Genomic DNA, 18,334 nt, shown 5'->3' with positions numbered 1-18,334 from the left:
TAAAAAATGGCTCATAAATTTTTATTCATAATTGCGAATAAGTATTGATTAATTTTAAAAAAAATGTTAAAGTATTTTAAAGAACTTGTATAAATATTTTCAACTGTGAATTTTTATTCATTAATCATAGAGGAGGAACAAACGTGACAGACAAAAAAATAGTGCTTGCCTATTCTGGAGGCTTAGATACATCAGTTGCAATAAAATGGCTTGAAGAACAAGGATATTCTGTTGTTGCATGTTGTTTAGATGTTGGAGAAGGAAAAAATCTGGAGTTTATTAAAGATAAAGCATTGAAGGTTGGAGCAGTAAAGTCATATGTCATTGATGCAAAGGAAGAGTTTGCTAACGATTATGCTTTAATGGCATTACAAGCGCATACTTTATATGAAGGAAAATATCCATTAGTTTCGGCTTTATCTCGTCCGTTAATTGCGAAAAAGCTAGTTGAAGTAGCTGAAAAAGAGGGTGCAGTTGCCGTTGCACATGGCTGTACTGGTAAAGGAAACGACCAAGTACGTTTTGAAGTAGCTATTCAAGCTTTAAACCCTAATTTAGAAGTAGTTGCCCCAGTTCGTGAATGGAGTTGGTCACGTGAAGAAGAGATTGAATATGCAAGAAAAAAAGGAATTCCAATTCCAATTAATCTCGATAGTCCATTCTCAATCGATCAAAACTTATGGGGAAGAAGCAATGAATGTGGAATTTTAGAAGATCCGTGGGCAGCTCCGCCAGAGGAAGCTTATGAATTAACAGCTAGCTTAGAAAATACACCTAATGAGCCTGAAATAATTGAAATTGGATTTGAACAGGGTACTCCTGTTTCATTGAACGGGGAAGAATATACTTTAGCTGAGATGATATTAGAATTGAACAAAATAGCAGGTAAACATGGGGTAGGACGAGTTGACCATGTCGAAAATCGTCTTGTCGGTATTAAATCACGTGAAGTATATGAATGTCCTGGAGCATTAACATTAATGACAGCTCATAAAGAATTAGAGGATTTAACACTTGTGAAGGAAGTCGCTCACTTTAAACCAGTGATTGAGAAGAAATTAACTGAACTTATTTATGAGGGACTTTGGTTTTCACCGCTTAACGATGCCCTAACAGCTTTTTTGAAAGAAACTCAAAAATATGTTACGGGTACGGTTCGCGTGAAATTGTTTAAAGGTCATGCAATTGTTGAAGGCCGAAAATCTCCTTATTCTTTATATGATGAAAAACTTGCAACATACACTTCTGAAGACGAATTTGATCATAGCGCTGCAGTCGGATTTATTAAGTTGTGGGGCTTACCGACGAAAGTACAAAGTATTGTTCATCAGAAGAAGGTGACAGAGTGAAAAAGCTTTGGGGAGGCCGCTTTACAAAAACAGCTGAGCAATGGGTAGATGAGTTTGGTGCATCGATTTCCTTTGATAAAGAACTTGTGATGGAAGATTTAGAAGGAAGTATCGCACATGTAACGATGCTTGCAAAATGCGGAATTATAACAGCTGAAGAAGGAAATACAATAAAAAACGGCTTACTCAGTTTAAAAGAACGTGCCAAAAAAAATGAACTATCTTTTTCAGTACAGTTAGAAGATATCCATTTAAATTTAGAAAGTTTTTTAACAGAAGAGATCGGTCATGTCGGAGGAAAACTGCATACTGCAAGAAGTCGTAATGACCAAGTAGCGACTGATATGCACTTATACCTTCGAAAGCATGTAAATGAAATGATTCAATTCATTACAGAAATGCAATCAGCTTTAATTGAGCAAGCTGAGAAACATGTAGAAACAATTCTTCCGGGATACACTCATTTACAGCGAGCTCAGCCAATTTCGTTTGGACACCATTTAATGGCCTATTTTTGGATGCTTGAAAGAGATAAAGAGCGGTATAAAGAAAGTTTAAAACGGATTAATATTTCTCCATTAGGTGCAGGTGCTTTAGCGGGAACAACGTTTCCTATTGATCGTGAATATAGTGGGAAACTTCTAGGCTTTGAAGGAATATATGAAAACAGTTTAGATGCAGTAAGCGATCGTGATTTTATTATTGAATTTTTATCAACTAGCTCTATCTTAATGATGCATCTATCACGTTTCAGTGAAGAAATCATTTTATGGTCAAGCCAAGAATTTAATTTTGTTGAGTTAGATGATACTTTTGCAACTGGAAGTAGTATCATGCCACAAAAGAAAAATCCTGATATGGCTGAGTTAATTCGAGGTAAAACTGGAAGGGTATACGGTAATTTGGTTGGATTGCTAACAGTTTTAAAGGGATTGCCACTTGCTTATAATAAAGATATGCAAGAAGATAAAGAAGGGATGTTTGACACAGTTAAAACTGTAACAGGATCCTTAAAAATTTTTACAGGTATGATTGCAACAATGAAGGTGAATCAAAATATAATGGAATCTTCTGTAAAGAAAGATTTTTCTAATGCAACTGAGCTTGCTGACTATTTAGCAGCAAAAGGCTTACCTTTTAGAGAAGCACATGAAATTGTCGGAAAGCTTGTATTAAAGTGTGTTAATAAAGGCTGTTATTTATCAGATTTACCACTAAACGAATTAAGGGAAGCTTCAACGTTGTTTGAAGACGATATTTATGAAGCTTTAGATCCTTATACAGCGGTAAAACGCCGTAATAGTGCAGGGGGTACTGGTTTCGATCAAGTTTTAGCTGCGATCGAAAAGGCAAAGAAGCTTTTATAGTTGTTGATTTTATTTATTAAGAGGAAGCTACAAATCTTCGATGATCTATTATGAATAAAGTATAAACAAATGAGAAGGGACTATCCCTTTTCATTTTATTTATGGTGCGCCCAGCATGGGTTATAACTTGGTGGTGAAAGTCCACTACGGGCTTGGCAGTAGGAACTGTTAGCTGAAAGCAAGGGTGTCCATTGTGAAATGGAATCTGAAGGAAGCTGGAAGCAAACTCCTGAACTGACGAACAGAAACTGCATAGAAGGCTGACTTGGAATGGACGAGTCTGCCAAACATGACAAAGTCCGATACTGCACGAGTTCCATACAGTAAATGCAGCGGTTACATGGGAGGAAGGTTGTAACTCTTACCTGGGGAGGTCTCACAAGGGTTATTGAATTAACAATGGTATTAGTGATAATCCAATGAATTGTGAGGAGTCAGCAGACGCCATAGTAGTTTCTAAGGAAATGAAGGGCTGAGCAATCTTAAATCTTGAAGAACAAGGAGATGCAGACATCCCGCCTAAACACAGAAAATCATCATGGCATTTGCCAGAGAGATGACTACCTATGAAGAGATACGTTGGAAACGGAAGGGTACATAGGAGAGTGTAGAGATGTCGCATGGGTATGAAGAAACAAGATGGTATCAACTTAATTGAGAGAATAACCTCTGACAATAATCTTTGGACTGCATACAAGAAAGTATATGCAAACAAAGGTGTACCGGAATCGATGGAATTACTGTCAAAGAACTTGAAAGTCACATGCTTAAATATGACGACCAATTGAAACGAAAGCTTAGAGATGGAACATACAGACCTCAACCAGTAAAGAGGGTAGCCATTCCAAAAGCCGACGGTTCAAAAAGATACTTGGGAATTCCCAGCGTTCTAGATAGAGTGTACAACAAGCAATACTTCAAGTAATTGACCAATTATTGACCCCCACTTTTCGGAACATAGCTTCGGGTTCCGTAAAGGAAGAAACGCACACCAAGCGGTAGAGAAAGCCAAAGAATATTATCGAGAAGGATAGAGAGTTGTCGTTGATTGTGATTTAAAAAGTTACTTTGATACTATACACCACCAACGAATCAGGGCATACCTTGAATATTTTATTAAAGATAAAATAGTATTGAAACTAATTTGGAGTTTCTTACGTTCAGGCATACTTGATAAGGATATCTACATTGAAACAACGAAAGGTGCTCCGCAGGGAGGACCATTATCGCCCATCTTAGTAAATGTCTATCTAAATATGTTAGATAGAGAATTGGAAAGAAGGGGACATCGTTTCATCAGATATGCAGATGATTTCGTTATTTACGTTAAAAGTAAACGTGCTGGCGAAAGAGTCATGGAAAGTATGACCGAATTCCTTGAAAAGGACTTAGGACTCACGATAAACCAGAAGAAAAGAAAAGTGTGTGGGGCGACATCGGCCACTTTCCTAGGATTTAACATACAAAATTTAATGGGAAAGTGAAATGCCGACCTAGTAGGTCGGCGAAACGAAAATTTAAAGATAAGCTAAGGAAACTAACCAGTCGAAAACGACCAGGAACATTCCACGAAATAATCACAAAAAATAAATCAAACGACATCAGGATGGATTAACTATTATGGTATCTCAAATATGAAATCATTCATAAAAGATATTCAACAGTGGTTACATCATCGATTAAGACAATTGATATGGAAACGTTGGAAGTTAGTACGTACAAAGTACAAAATGCTTCGTAAATATGGAATTAATCATGAGGATGCGATGAAATTAGCCAATACCCGTAAAGGATATTGGCGAGTATCACTTAATGACATCATCCATCGTGCCATACCAAATGAAAAGCTCAGAAAATGGGGATTAAAAGATTTGTCCACACTCTATGAGCTTCGATACTTAAAAGGTTGAACCGCCGTATACGGAACCGTACGTACGATGGTGTGAGAGGTCGACTAATCAATTAAAGATTAGTCTCCTACTCGATTTTAAACGTCTTTTTCCGTACGCACTACAAGAACATCACAAGGTGCATAGCGGGTAATGTGCTCAGATACACTACCAATTAAAAACCTTTCGACAGCATTTAAACCTGTTGCGCCACAAATAATTAAGTCAACTTCAAGTTTTTTGGCAATTCCTTTTGGGATTTTTACTTTAGGAGAGCCGTAGTCAATCACAATTTCAACATCATTTATACCAGATTCAATTACTTGTTTTTTATAATTTTCCATTAATTCATTTGCAAAGCGTTCCGCTCTTTCTGCAATTGTTCGGTCATAGGCTTCAACTGTTGCGAACGTTCGAGTGTCAATAATATGTGTTAAAACAAGGCTGGCGTTATTTCGTTTCGCAATTTCAATTCCTTTTTTTAAAGCCCATTCCGCCTCTTTTGAACCGTCCACAGCTACTAATATATGTTGATACGTTAATCCCATTTACCTCTCCTCCTTTTTTATATTATACCTCATTTTACAGTGTATATATGTAACAAAATAACTAACAATAAAGTGAAAACTTTATGAAATAAAAAAGGAGACGAACTTTAGATGAAAAAACGAGAGATAAAAGAAAACATTTATTATGATGAAGAAGGAGCAGAAGAAATTAGTGAGCAAATCAAAAATTCTTATACAAGCGGGGTTGTCAATCAGCCTGATGCTCAATTTGATATTGATGAACTAACAAAAGATTCACATACTAAAGAGTAGGGCTGTCTTTTTTAGACAGCTCTGATTGTAAAATTAAAATTTTGTTGCTTGTACTTCGTTCGCTGACTGGAACTGGTAAAAAAGTGTTTTCGATTTCTTGAGGAAATTTGCTTGAAATAATGATTATGCATTTAATATATGTCTCCCTTCTTTATTCTTCCTCTTTTTGTAGATCCTCTTATGATAAGAAAATATTTTCTGCTTCAAAATAAATTTGATTTTTTAAAAAATATTCTACTTTTATATTAAAGGTGATATATTAAAATAGAAGGATAGAACAGGAGGTAGATGATAATGCGTATCGGAATACCAAAGGAAATAAAAAACAATGAAAACCGTGTTGCAATGACACCTGCTGGCGTGGTTAACTTTGTTCATTTTGGGCATGAAGTTTTCATTGAAACAGGGGCGGGAGCTGGGTCTGGCTTTACAGATGACGATTATATTAATGCAGGCGGCAAGATTGTAAACACTGCAGAAGAAGCATGGTCAATGGATATGGTCATGAAGGTAAAAGAGCCCCTCCAAAGTGAGTATAAATATTTTCGTGAAGGATTACTTTTATTTACATATTTACATTTAGCCGCTGAACCTGAATTAACAAAAGCACTTATCGAAAATAAAGTTATTGCTATTGCCTATGAAACTATTCAGCTACCAAATCGAGCACTTCCACTTTTATCACCTATGAGTGAAGTAGCCGGAAGAATGGCAGCTCAAGTTGGTGCACAATTTTTAGAAAAAGTTTACGGCGGTAAAGGTATTCTTTTAGCGGGAGTGCCTGGTGTTCAAAGAGGTAAAGTAACAATTATTGGCGGTGGAATGGCCGGTACGAATGCAGCTAAAATGGCAGTTGGTCTTGGAGCAAAAGTGACAATTATCGATTTAAATCCTGAACGGCTTCGCCAGCTAGATGATATATTTGGTTCTGATGTAACTACACTTATGTCAAACCCATACAATATAGCAGAAGCTGTAAAGGAATCTGATCTTGTTATCGGAGCAGTATTAATTCCTGGAGCTAAGGCGCCAAAATTAGTGACCGAAGAAATGATTAAGTCAATGAAGCCTGGCTCAGTAGTTGTCGATATTGCTATTGATCAAGGTGGGATCTTTGAGACAACTGATCGGATTACAACACACGATAATCCAACGTATGAAAAGCATGGAGTTGTTCATTATGCAGTTGCAAACATGCCTGGCGCTGTTCCGCGAACATCGACGCTTGCTTTAACAAATGTTACGATCCCATACGCTGTACAAATTGCGAATAAAGGATTCAAACAGGCATGCCTTGAAAATGAACCATTGTTAAAAGGAATCAATACACTGGATGGATTTGTTACGTTCAAAGCAGTTGCTGAAGCACTACGTTTTGAATATGCAGATGCTAAAACAGTGCTAGAAAAACTTTCATAATGTAAAAGGCTTTGAATGGATGAAAAGTCCATCAAAGCCTTAGCTTTAGCAAACTTTACTTAATGATTTGCAATTCTTTTGGGTATTTCGTTAAAACTTTAAAGCTATCCTTCGTAACGACTACATCATCTTCAATTCTAACACCAGCTACAGTTGGCACATAAATTCCTGGTTCAATTGTAAAAACCATTCCTTCTTCAAGTGGCAATGGATTCGTTTCATTTAACGAAGGATATTCATGAACACTAATTCCAAGTCCATGACCGAGTCTATGTGGAAAAAAACGGGCATACCCTGCTTCAGCAATGATTCGTCTAGCGGTTAAATCGACTTCAGCGCAAGTAATTCCTGGTTTGCATCTATTGAGTGCTGCTTTTTGAGCTGTTAATACCGTTTCATATATTTCCTGTTGCTTTTCATTTATATCATAATATGCAACTGTTCTTGTCATATCAGAGCAATAGCCATCAACAATAACACCTAAGTCAAATAAAACAAAATCCCCTTTCTGAATTTTGGTTAGACCGGGCGCTCCATGTGGTGAAGCGGCATTAGCCCCTGTTAACACCATCGTGGAAAAAGACATTTCGCTTACACCTTTTTGCTTTAAAGCAAATTCGACAGCAGCTAATACATCTAGTTCAGTTTTTCCCTCTTTAATTTCATTAACACCTGTTTCAATTGCGAAATCAGCCAGTTCACAAGCTTCTGTTATTTTTTGCAATTCTTGATCATCTTTAATAAGCCGAAGTTTGCGCATTTTTTCCTCAACAGATAAAAAAGTTGCTCTTTCAAATCGATTTGTCATTTGTTCGAATCGTTCTACGTTCATATGTTCTTTTTCAATCGCTATTTTTCGAACATTTTTTATACGTTTTGTCACTGCTTTATGTACAAGTTCCCAAGGCTGGTCAATATCACTGTATCCGATAATTTCATCATCCCATCCAGCGTTTTTTGCATCATGCTTTTCCATTGCTGGACATATTAAAAATGGTTCACTTTCTTGAAAAACAGCTAAGCCTAATAGTCGTTCATGGGGATCGCTATAAAAGCCGCTTAAATAAAATACATTTTCAGTTGATGTAATAAATGCTGCATCAATAGAATATGATTTCATCCATTCTGTTAATGTTGTTAATCTTTTTTTCAAACTACTTACCCCCTTTAAAGCATGATACTATGAGATTAGCAATTAAATAAGGAAATGTAAACTTTTAAAGCGTTGTCAGGCAGGATTTTCTTAGTGTTTTGTCGAAGATTTACTAACACTCTTAATGAAACGAAAGGAGAGGTTTTAATTGAAAATATCATATCACGGTCATTCTGTTGTGAAAGTTGAAACAAATGGAAAAACGATTATATTTGATCCGTTCATTACAGGAAATGAGTTAACTGATTTAAAATTAAATGATGTTAAGCCAGATGTGATTATAGTAACACATGGTCATGGCGACCATGTTGGAGATACAGTTGAGTTGGCTAAAAAGAATGGATCGCTTGTCATTGCTAATTTTGAATTAGCTACATATTTAAGTTGGCAAGGAGTTAAAACCCATGGCATGCACATTGGCGGAGCATATGAATTTGATTTTGGGAAAGTTAAATTAACTCCAGCTTTTCACGGAACAGGTTTAATGACTGATCATAAAGAAATTATTTATTTAGGAATGCCAGCTGGTGTTTTGCTTACAGTAGAAGGAAAAACAATTTATCATTCAGGCGATACAGCGTTGTATTCTGATATGAAACTGATCGGCGAGAGACATCCAATTGATTTAGCATTTTTACCGATTGGTGATAATTTTACAATGGGGCCTGAGGATGCAGCACTTGCGGCAAAATGGCTGCAGGCAAAAATGGTTGTACCTATTCATTACAACACATTCCCGCAAATAAAGCAGGATCCAGAAAAATTTATTGGCATGCTCGAAGCCGGTGTTGGTAAAATACTTAAACCAGGTAACTATATAAATTTATAAATGAATAGCGGTCAATAGAGCGTTTCAGCTTGTGCACAAATTCAATAAATGAAGTCATCTATTTAAAGATTGGTTGAAAATACTAATCCCTTTTTTAAACTTTTCTTTAGCAAATCATGTAAAGGATCTTAAAGTGTTTAAGATCCTTTATAAAGTATTCGGGAATTGTATAATAATCAAATGATCAAAAAGGGAATATTTTAAATTATTTGGGAGTAGTTATCTGTTTTTATAGAGTCATTCTGAATTGTATTTTCATCTATTATACTTTTCATAGATTCTAATTTTTAATCACTCACTAATTCATCATTAAAAAAGAGTTGATCCTTTTTTATGATAAAATTGGTTTCGATTGATTTCATCATCTATTGTTTGCTTCTGAAAAGCACCTTCTACCTTCAATATTATAAAGTATATGTGACATCTTCAAATTCAAATGAGATGAATCAGTATGATTAGAACTCATCATGCGATCAATTTCGCTTGATTTTGTCTTTGTTGCAATGATGTTTTGGTTTAAATACAAATACTAGAAAAATGTTTATAAATCAATATAAATTAGGAAGATGTGTAATAAGATGATGAAAAAAAAAATAATTCACTATGTAACTTTTATTGGAATAATTTTGTTTATTATTCCTGCTAGTATGAATAGTTTTTATATCCCCATAATTTTACTTTTAATGGGAATTAATTTATTTAATCATTCACTTACAAACTACAAAGGTATAAAAGTAATTATACTGACTATACTAGCTTTATTACCTGTACTGTTATATTTCATGCTAAAAAATATGAATTGGTCATCGTATTGAGTCATTCGGTGTCTTTTCTACATCAACAGAAAAGATTAACCGACCTTAGCTTAACAAATACAGCCACTTAAATACATTTTTACAGGTGGCGGTTTATAGCAGTATTGTGTGTAGGGGTGTGTGGATTACTAGATAAAGTGTGTCGTGGCTATTTAAGCTAGTTGTTTCCACAATTTGAATCAATTCCTTTTTTTACTTTCTAATTTATCCCCGTCAATAAACATTATCTAAACTCTCGGATCACTAACTGTTTATACAGGTAATATCAATAAAATTTCCACATAACTTCCATACATCGTTCTTTTCAGGCGCTTACTATAGTTCTGTTGTTAATATTTAGAGTGGTAGTGGAATGGGATGGTTTTTCCGAATGAGCATAAGGAGTGAAACAGCAACGATCACTTTACTTGATCTAACACTTATGGAATAGTACTTATTATTTCATGAGCTAAAAGAATGAAAGTGTTTATTAACAGTCTGCAGTGCTCAAACGAGCGCTTCTTTTTTTTTTATGAAAAGCATATAATAAAAAAAGTTATGTAAATGGGGGTGAATGCAATCAAAAGTCGTTATATTATATGTTGTTTGCTAGCGGCGTTGATGATTTATTATGCAGTACCGCGTATTTCGATTTTTTCACCTGGTTTAGGGGGGTACTTTGCGATTGCTTGGATTACCTTTGCGTTATTTGTTATCGCAGGTAATTTAACTGGAATCTTATTTGGCACTTCAAATGTTCCGAACAAAAGAGTGAAAACTGAAAAATATGTAAAGAAAAAAATTTATTTACATGATTAACCTTCATTTTTACAGTCTTTTTTTATCGTACGTTGCTTGATACAACTATTCACCTTATAATATAAGGTAACCGAGTGGAAATAACTAATAAAGGGTGAAAGTGTTGGCAACAAAGCATGAACAAATTATACAATATATTGACCAACTCCCTGTAGGTGAAAAAATCTCAGTTAGGCAAATTGCTAAGGCTCTGAATGTAAGCGAAGGAACAGCATACAGAGCAATTAAAGATGCAGAAAATCAAGGATATGTTAGTACGATAGAACGTGTAGGAACAATTAGAATCGAACGTAAAAAAAAGGAAAACATAGAAAAACTTACTTTTGCAGAGGTTGTCAATATTGTTGATGGTCAGGTTCTCGGGGGACGAGCAGGTCTTCATAAGACGCTCAATAAATTTGTAATCGGCGCAATGAAGCTTGATGCGATGATGCGTTATACTGGTGCAGGTAATTTACTGATCGTTGGTAATCGAACGAAAGCTCATGAGTATGCATTAAATGCAGGAGCAGCGGTGTTAATTACAGGTGGTTTCGATACGGAGGAACATGTTAAAAAGCTGGCAGATGAACTTCAGCTTCCGATCATATCAAGCAGTTACGACACCTTCACGGTAGCGACTATGATTAATCGAGCTATTTATGACCAATTAATTAAAAAAGAAATTGTGTTGGTTGAAGATATTTTAACACCTTTAGAGCAAACTGTTTATTTAAAAACAGAAGACATCGCTTCCAAATGGTATAAGTGTAATAAAGAAACAATACACAGTCGTTTTCCTGTCGTTGATAAAAACATGAAGGTTCAAGGAGTCGTAACATCAAAAGATATAGTCGGCTATGACAAGGACACCCCAATCGAGAAATTAATGACAAAACAACCAATGACAGTTGGAGGAAAGACGAGTGTCGCATCCTCAGCACATATGATGGTGTGGGAAGGGATCGAAATGCTGCCGGTTGTTGATGATCATAATCGATTGCAAGGGATTATTAGTCGGCAAGATGTACTAAAAGCATTACAAATGATTCAGCGTCAACCACAAGTTGGCGAGACGATTGATGATATTGTTACAAATCAGCTCGTGCTAACACGTGGAAAAACAAAAGGAGACGATGTTTTTTGCTGCGAAGTAACACCCCAAATGACAAACCATCTGGGAACAATTTCTTATGGAGTTTTAACGACGATCGTTACTGAAGCGGCAAACCGTATGTTAAGAGGTTACAAAAAAGGTGATTTAGTTGTTGAAAATATAACAATTTATTTTATTAAACCAGTTCAAATTGATAGTATTTTGGAAATTTACCCTAAACTATTAGAGGTTGGACGGAAATTTGGGAAGGTTGACGTCGAGGTTTTTAATGAAGGAGTTCTAGTCGGTAAAGCGATGATGATGTGCCAATTAATTGATAGGCAATAAAAAAGCCATTCTCTTTTCAGAAAACGGCAAATTGGGACTAGTCTAGCTCCAACGCTTGTTGATAAAGTTGATTTAAAGCGACTTTCTTAAAGACTTTAATCGCCCCTCAGTCCGAAGTGCGAAGCACGTGGCGGTGGCGGAAGAAGAATAGAACCTTTTGTTCATAAGCTGATAATGAAAAATGCGGATGTGTCTGAGGAACTGGTGTAAACGACCGGTTCCTTTTTTACTTTTACTGTTCTTCTAATTTTTCAGCTTCTTCAATTGCATATGGCAAGTAGTGCTTGTAGGCTTTATATCCAGCCCAAACATTAATAACCCCAAGAAAAATAAATATAGCGGAGACGATATAAGTAAGAACTGTTTGAAATAAAAACAGTTGATTAATCCCAAACAATAATATAAAAAAACCAAGAGCCATGCCTGATTTAGAAGATAGCCACTTTTTTTCAGCAGGAAGTCTGCTTCTAAAAAACCTCATTTTATAAAATAGGTAAAGAGCAAGGGATATTCCGATTAAAACAACAAGTACAAACATTATACAATTCCCCCAAATATTTGTAATAAGACGATTTTTAACTCACTTTTACGCTAGTGTTACTTTTCTTATTTTACCGATTTTTAAGTTTCATTACCACAAAGTACTACGAATTCTTTTTCTTTTTGAATAAATTATGATAATAATTAAGTATGTATAATAAAAAGAGAGAACAATGATAGAAAAAATCTTAACAACAATTCAACAATACCATACGATAATTATTCATCGCCATGTTCGGCCTGATCCCGATGCTTACGGCTCTCAAGGAGGCTTGGCGGAAATTTTAAAAGCTTCCTTTCCAGAAAAACAAATTTTCGCTGTTGGTAAGGAAGAGGAATCACTTCATTATTTACGTCGTCTAGATAAAGTTACAGATGAAGTATATAAAAACTCGCTCGTTATCGTTTGTGATACAGCTAATACGGCGCGAATTTGTGATGAACGTTATAAATTAGGAGATAAGTTAATTAAAATTGACCACCATCCAAATGATGATCCGTATGGAGATATCATATGGGTTGATACTGAAGCAAGTTCAACAAGTGAAATGATTTATGAATTTTATTTATACGGGAAAAATAAAGGTTTAAAATTAACCGATGAAGGTGCACGTCTTTTATATGCTGGAATTGTTGGTGATACCGGCAGGTTTCTTTTTCCTAGTACTACGAAAAAAACGTTTCTATATGCCGGGGAATTAATCCATTACCATTTTTCACGCTCTCAATTGTATGATCAAATGTATGAATTAAAACGTAACGTTGTCAAATTGAGTGGATATGTATTACAAAATTTTTCTATTCATTCAAACGGAGTTGCTTCTATGATGATGACAAAACAATTACTGTGTGAATTTGATGTGAATCCATCTGAAGCTTCTCTATTAGTAGGTACCCTTGGTAATGTAGAAGGAATCAAGGCATGGGTATTTTTTATAGAAGAAGAGGATCAAATCCGTGTTAGAATTCGTTCGAAAGGTCCAATTATTAACGAAGTTGCTAAAAAGTATCATGGTGGAGGACATCCTTTAGCAGCAGGAGCCTCAATTTTTTCTTGGGAAGAAGCGATTAATGTATTACATGATTTAGAAAAAGCTTGTCAAAGTAATTGAGGCTGATGAAATTCAGCCTCAATTACTTTGCGCCTACGCCGCTTCTTTACCTTGTATATTGTTAACTTTTGGTTTACCTTTTAATGATAAATACGTCCACATACGAAGTATTTTCTCGAAAGGGCCCATTCGAAAATATTTTAAGTATAAAGTACTTCCAGCCACTTGGATAGCAAAAATAAAAATAGCTAAAAAGAATCCAGCTATCACTCCCAACTTTTCAAATAATCCAAAGCCGTATCCGTAAAATATCATTGTACAAAGGATTGTTTGCATTAAATAATTTGTCAAGGATAGCCTTCCTATACTTTCGAACCAACTTAAAAAGCGTCTATTTTTGGTGTCTCTATATAGGGAAGCAAATGCAAAAATATATCCAAGAGCTAACAAGCTTGCGCCAAGCGTAAGGGTGATATTTGTATATAGATTATCAGGAAAAAAAACTTATAACATTTTCAAAATGATTCCCGATGGGATGAGGAGCAACATCATCTTTCGATAAAATGGCAGTTCATTTTTAGGATGGTGAAACCACTTATTTTTTGCAGCATACATACCGATTAAAAAGAGTGGTGCACCAATAAAAGGAGTTAAGATTAATAAGAGCAAATATTCCAGCTCATCTATTTCTAGCGGGTCACTATTATTTCGATCATCATAAATCTCGCTATATGTACCACTGCTGTATATGGTGATCGATTTTTCTATATAAGTGATGATATTTTCGTTCACTTTATTTTTTTTATCTATTTCTTTAAAATCAAGTAATAATAAGGGAGATAGTATAAACAATGTGATGCCCCATACGAGAATTGTCTTTTTTTTTCGATTTATAAATAGGAGAAGAAATAATCCGATTGAACCATAAAGGGTTAAAATATCGCCTTCCCATAAAAAAGTTGCATGCAACAAACCTAAGCCAAGTAGAAGAAAGAATCTTCGCACGAGGTGTCTCTTCACCCCCAGCTCTCTCCGTTCTAAACTTTCTTTCATTTTAATCATTCCATAGCCAAAGAGAAACGCAAAAATAGGTACAAAGCTTCCTTCTACTAATATTTTAATGAGATCATTTACAACTAAATCTGCCGTTGTCAACTGAAATAGTTGAAGATGTTCTTTCCCATAAATTCAGAATTGAAAAATAAGCATATTCGCTACTAAAATGCCAAATAGACTTAACCCGCGTATCCCATCAACTGTGTTTATCCTATGTTTGTTTGTATTCACTTTGTTTAACCACCTTTAATGTTGTCTCATTAAATTTTAAGAAAGGAGTATTACATTGTTCGAAACTGTCCCTTACGATTTAATAAATTTAGGAAAGGTTGTTAAACTATTGTTAAGGTTTATATGCTAGCATAAACGAGGGGTGGATTCATATGAATAAAGCAAACATTTTACTTGTTGACGATGAGAAAGCAATTGTAAAAAAAATGATGAAACAGTCCTAAAAAAAGAGGGATTTCGTAATATATTTACGGCACATACTGCACAGGATGCTCTTGATTTAGTTACTAAAAAAAATATGGATATTATCGTTTTAGATGTGATGCTTCCTGATCAAAGTGGTTTTGATATTTGTCCAAAGATAAGGGAAATATGTGATGCGCATATTTTATTTTTAACAGCTAAAGTATCTGATCTAGATATATTAACAGGGTTTGCAATCGGTGCGGATGATTACGTTACAAAACCTTTTAATCCGCTTGAAATTGCAGCTAGAATAAAAGCAAGACTACGGAGAGGAAATTTAACTCAAATAACGCAAAACAATGAAACTACTAAAAAGCGTTATGATTTTGGCAGATTTATTGTTGATGAAATAGCCGGTGAGTTAATCGTCGAGGGGAAAGTAGTTCCATGTCCAGCCCAAGTGTTTTTGTTACTCCTTCATTTTTGCAAAAATCCAAATAGAGTGTTTTCAAAAGCACAATTATTCGAGCAAGTATGGGGGTTTGATAGCTTAGTAGACGATAATACAGTTATGGTACATATAAGGAGAATACGGGAGCGTATAGAGCCAAATCCAAGTAATCCTTATTATCTCTTAACGGTAAGAGGGCTTGGATATAAACTTGTGAAGGAGAGATAGAAAATGAAATCTATAAAAAGAAGGATAGCTTTTCATTTCTCACTTCAGTTTATTTTTGTTATTTTATTTGTAGCTTTTGCGTTTCTCTTTTTAATTATCTATATTATCAGTTCTATCATAAATAACGATTTAGAAAAAAATTTTCCTGCGGGTGTATTAGATGCAATCAGTAGTGAAACAACGATTCAAGATGGTGTTGTATATGTTTTTCCTAGATGGGAAAAGCATTTGAAAGAAAATGAAATGTGGCTGCAAATTATTGATAAAAAAGGAAAAGCGATTTACTCTTTTGCTACTCCGCCTGAGATTCCTTCTAGCTATAAAATTAATGAAATAATTGAGATAGAAGAAACGAAACGGTATCATGATTTTTTTTTACATATCCAGTTAGATACAACTTATGATGATCCATATCTTTTTATTATTGGCTATAAGAATGATTTAGTTCATCAGTTAAACTCAATGGCTGCCAGCTATGGGGAATCTGGTCTAGTTCCTGAAGGATCAATAGGTAAAGTAGAAGAAAAGCTGCAAACACTCGGCGGTTATTTGCATATTATTGATATGGACGGCCGTATCGTCCAGTCAATCGGTGATGATCAAGGAGAGAAGCAATATGCAGCTCTTGAAAAAACAGAAAGTCGTCTCATGCCCGGTGTCTATTCAAATTTTGTTGTACACTATGACTCAGAATCAGAACGAACATGGGTTTTACATAGGTTGAACGAAAAGGAATTAATGAAAAAGCCGGCAATCATGAAAGAAGTGATTATTACATTACTTATTTTAAGTCTCGTTATATTAATACTTGGAATTTTGTTTTCTGCCTGGCACGCATTTCGATATGGCCAGCCGTTGTTACTATTTGTTACTTGGTTGGAAAGAATGGGTCAAGGAAACTATGACTTTATTTTAACCGAAAAGGATCGAAAAAAAGTATATAATAAAAAAAGCAAAATTAAAGCACGGTATCGCTTATATCGGGAAGTGATAAATGCTTTTTACGATATGGCGGAGAAGCTGGATCAATCGGTAAAAGAAAGAACACAGCTTGAAAAAACAAGGGAAGAATGGATGACTGGCATCTCTCATGATCTGAGAACACCATTATCTACAATTCAGGGATATGGACATTTATTAGAAAGTGGCAACTATAATTGGACAGCAGAAGAGCTTCAAGAAATGGGAAAAACAATTCGGGATAAAGGAGCATACATGCTTGATTTAGTTCAAGATTTTTCTCTATCTTTTCAACTAAAAAATAATGCCCTTCCTTTGTCAAAAAAGAAGATGAATTTAAATCAGTTTGTACATCATACTGTATTACGATTTGTAAATGATGCCACGATTAAGGATGTTTTATTTTCCTTTCAAAATGACACCTCAGATATATGGATTGAAGCTGATGAAAGATGGTTAGGCCGTATGCTTGATAATCTCATTTATAATGCAATTAAACATAATCCACTTCCATTGGAGATTGCTGTTACTGTCAAAAAAGATCACCAATATGGGATTGTAATGATTAAGGATAATGGGATCGGAATGGATGAAGAAACGGTTAATAACTTATTTGAACGATATTATCGCGGCACGAATACCGAGGAAAAAGCAGAAGGAGGAGGCCTTGGCATGAGTATTGCAAAAGCTATCGCTGAAGCTCATCGTGGCGAGTTGACGGTTGAATCCGCAATTGGTAAAGGGACAGTCATTACAATAAAATTTGAAATTTGATGAATGATCAAGACCCACCTACTTATCTCAAATTAAAATGAGATGAATAGGTGGACATACTTATCCATCTAAATGAATCACCAATTGAATGAGTAGGCTTGTATACACAACAATCTCTTTTACTTCAAGCCGATATCGCTTATCATTTACTTTAATGACTTTATTTTCTATCATTTTTTTAAATAAATCTCTGCTTTTATAAACAGTATCTAAATCTTTTGCAATCATAATACTAACATCTTCTTTAATTTTCTCCTCAATTTCAAAAATACTAAAAGAATCTAATTTGTATTTATGACCATTCACCAATTGAACTTTAATATCTTGTACTGTAAGTTTTTGCTCATTTTTTTTATTTAATGCTTTAAACTCCTCCTGCCATATTTTAATATTTTCTTTTAAATCACGAATTTCATCCTCCTGTTGCCTAATTAATTTCGTTTGGTTTTCTTGAAGGGAACCGTAAATAAATAAAAATACAACCCAACTAATAATACTTCCTAACACAATTCCTGTTAAAAAACGTTGCCAAACTGGATTGTGATAAAAGGGAGGGATTCTCATTATGAAATATGCTCCTGAGTCAGCCAATTAATAAGTAATGCACCAGTTTGTGCCCCTCCTAAAGCAGCTAAAATTAATAAAAGCTGCTTTACAATATCTCTTGTCTCGCCTTGAAGTAATCCCCTTTCAAAACTATATACTGCGTCAAACGTTCCCCCGATTGCAGCGACAATTGCCCAAATACGAAGTGCGTTAGAAAGTCGAAAAATTTCAGTTAAGGGTGGCTTTCCTGTTAAAAAGGCAGCTAGTCCACCAATTAGTGAACCTCCTAATAAAACACCGAGAGCGATAAAATAACTATCAAATAATGTTGAAAAAAAAGGTGATTCTCTCATTATTCCCCATCCTTATAAAGCATATTGGGTTGTAGTGATCATCAACTAATTATTTTCTACTTTCATCATATGGACAAACAAGCTAGATTATGAG

General features: G+C 35.0%; 18 protein-coding genes and 1 pseudogene. 12 read left to right on the top strand and 7 right to left on the bottom strand.

All coding sequences use genetic code 11. From position 1 onward, the window contains the following. The first annotated feature begins 143 nt into the window (after positions 1–143). From K6959_RS12860 to K6959_RS19250, 4 genes are all read left to right on the top strand, one after another. Complete coding sequence (locus tag K6959_RS12860) at positions 144–1,349, top strand: argininosuccinate synthase (protein WP_163242608.1); 1,206 nt, start codon at positions 144–146, stop codon at positions 1,347–1,349. Beyond that, positions 1,346–2,716, top strand: a complete 1,371-nt coding sequence (gene argH, locus K6959_RS12855) for an argininosuccinate lyase (RefSeq protein WP_163242609.1) — start codon at positions 1,346–1,348, stop codon at positions 2,714–2,716. The genes K6959_RS12860 and argH overlap by 4 nt, the downstream gene beginning before the upstream one ends. Positions 2,717–3,792: 1,076 nt before the next feature. Further along, on the top strand, positions 3,793–4,200 hold the full coding sequence (locus tag K6959_RS19255) for a reverse transcriptase domain-containing protein (RefSeq protein WP_316252551.1): 408 nt from the start codon (positions 3,793–3,795) through the stop codon (positions 4,198–4,200). Positions 4,201–4,350: 150 nt separating this feature from the next. Next, positions 4,351–4,626: a reverse transcriptase gene (locus K6959_RS19250; protein WP_262421788.1), complete on the top strand. Its 276-nt coding sequence runs from the start codon at positions 4,351–4,353 to the stop codon at positions 4,624–4,626. A gap of 77 nt (positions 4,627–4,703) precedes the next feature. Here the strand turns inward: K6959_RS19250 and K6959_RS12845 are convergent, their stop codons facing one another. Further along, positions 4,704–5,153: a universal stress protein gene (locus K6959_RS12845; protein WP_163241809.1), complete on the bottom strand. Its 450-nt coding sequence runs from the start codon at positions 5,151–5,153 to the stop codon at positions 4,704–4,706. A gap of 111 nt (positions 5,154–5,264) precedes the next feature. On the opposite strand from K6959_RS12845, the gene K6959_RS12840 reads away from it, so the two are divergent. Beyond that, positions 5,265–5,426 (top strand): hypothetical protein, encoded by a 162-nt coding sequence (locus K6959_RS12840; RefSeq protein WP_163241808.1) that lies wholly within the window; start codon positions 5,265–5,267, stop codon positions 5,424–5,426. Positions 5,427–5,720: 294 nt separating this feature from the next. Beyond that, on the top strand, positions 5,721–6,845 hold the full coding sequence (gene ald / locus K6959_RS12835; protein WP_163241807.1) for an alanine dehydrogenase: 1,125 nt from the start codon (positions 5,721–5,723) through the stop codon (positions 6,843–6,845). A gap of 55 nt (positions 6,846–6,900) precedes the next feature. On the opposite strand, the gene K6959_RS12830 is transcribed toward ald, so the two are convergent. After that, entirely contained in the window at positions 6,901–7,965 is a 1,065-nt protein-coding gene (locus K6959_RS12830; RefSeq protein WP_394373039.1) for a M24 family metallopeptidase, read from the bottom strand. A gap of 181 nt (positions 7,966–8,146) precedes the next feature. Between K6959_RS12830 and K6959_RS12825 the strand changes: the two genes are divergently transcribed. The 3 genes from K6959_RS12825 (at position 8,147) to K6959_RS12815 (ending at position 11,863) form a co-directional block, all read left to right on the top strand. After that, positions 8,147–8,827: a metal-dependent hydrolase gene (locus K6959_RS12825; protein ID WP_163241805.1), complete on the top strand. Its 681-nt coding sequence runs from the start codon at positions 8,147–8,149 to the stop codon at positions 8,825–8,827. Positions 8,828–10,242: 1,415 nt separating this feature from the next. After that, positions 10,243–10,440: a hypothetical protein gene (locus K6959_RS12820; protein ID WP_262421991.1), complete on the top strand. Its 198-nt coding sequence runs from the start codon at positions 10,243–10,245 to the stop codon at positions 10,438–10,440. A gap of 103 nt (positions 10,441–10,543) precedes the next feature. Further along, entirely contained in the window at positions 10,544–11,863 is a 1,320-nt protein-coding gene (locus K6959_RS12815; RefSeq protein ID WP_223086689.1) for a CBS domain-containing protein, read from the top strand. Positions 11,864–12,095: 232 nt separating this feature from the next. On the opposite strand, the gene K6959_RS12810 is transcribed toward K6959_RS12815, so the two are convergent. Beyond that, a complete protein-coding gene (locus K6959_RS12810; protein ID WP_163241802.1) occupies positions 12,096–12,401 on the bottom strand; it encodes a YtpI family protein in 306 nt (101 codons plus the stop codon). 175 nt (positions 12,402–12,576) lie between these two features. On the opposite strand from K6959_RS12810, the gene K6959_RS12805 reads away from it, so the two are divergent. After that, a complete protein-coding gene (locus K6959_RS12805) occupies positions 12,577–13,515 on the top strand; it encodes a DHH family phosphoesterase (RefSeq protein ID WP_163241801.1) in 939 nt (312 codons plus the stop codon). Between the two features lie 33 nt (positions 13,516–13,548). On the opposite strand, the gene K6959_RS19245 is transcribed toward K6959_RS12805, so the two are convergent. After that, positions 13,549–13,905: a DUF418 domain-containing protein gene (locus K6959_RS19245; protein WP_262421787.1), complete on the bottom strand. Its 357-nt coding sequence runs from the start codon at positions 13,903–13,905 to the stop codon at positions 13,549–13,551. 54 nt (positions 13,906–13,959) lie between these two features. After that, positions 13,960–14,610: a DUF418 domain-containing protein gene (locus K6959_RS19240; protein ID WP_246234663.1), complete on the bottom strand. Its 651-nt coding sequence runs from the start codon at positions 14,608–14,610 to the stop codon at positions 13,960–13,962. A 284-nt stretch (positions 14,611–14,894) separates the two neighbouring features. On the opposite strand from K6959_RS19240, the pseudogene K6959_RS12795 reads away from it, so the two are divergent. Together K6959_RS12795 and K6959_RS12790 are read left to right on the top strand one after the other, a co-directional pair. Then, positions 14,895–15,607 (top strand): annotated as a pseudogene (locus tag K6959_RS12795) (response regulator transcription factor). Between the two features lie 3 nt (positions 15,608–15,610). Beyond that, positions 15,611–17,341 (top strand): sensor histidine kinase, encoded by a 1,731-nt coding sequence (locus K6959_RS12790; RefSeq protein WP_223086688.1) that lies wholly within the window; start codon positions 15,611–15,613, stop codon positions 17,339–17,341. Positions 17,342–17,401: 60 nt separating this feature from the next. On the opposite strand, the gene ytrI is transcribed toward K6959_RS12790, so the two are convergent. Then, positions 17,402–17,905, bottom strand: a complete 504-nt coding sequence (gene ytrI, locus K6959_RS12785) for a sporulation membrane protein YtrI (protein ID WP_163241798.1) — start codon at positions 17,903–17,905, stop codon at positions 17,402–17,404. Continuing rightward, positions 17,905–18,240, bottom strand: a complete 336-nt coding sequence (locus K6959_RS12780) for a sporulation membrane protein YtrH (protein ID WP_163241797.1) — start codon at positions 18,238–18,240, stop codon at positions 17,905–17,907. Before K6959_RS12780 ends, ytrI begins: the two co-directional genes overlap by 1 nt. Positions 18,241–18,334: the final 94 nt, after the last annotated feature.

Source organism: Bacillus aquiflavi (assembly GCF_019915265.1).
GTDB classification, from domain to species: Bacteria; Bacillota; Bacilli; order Bacillales; family Cytobacillaceae; genus Bacillus_BT; species Bacillus_BT aquiflavi.
This window is presented reverse-complemented; position numbering and strand designations above follow the sequence as displayed.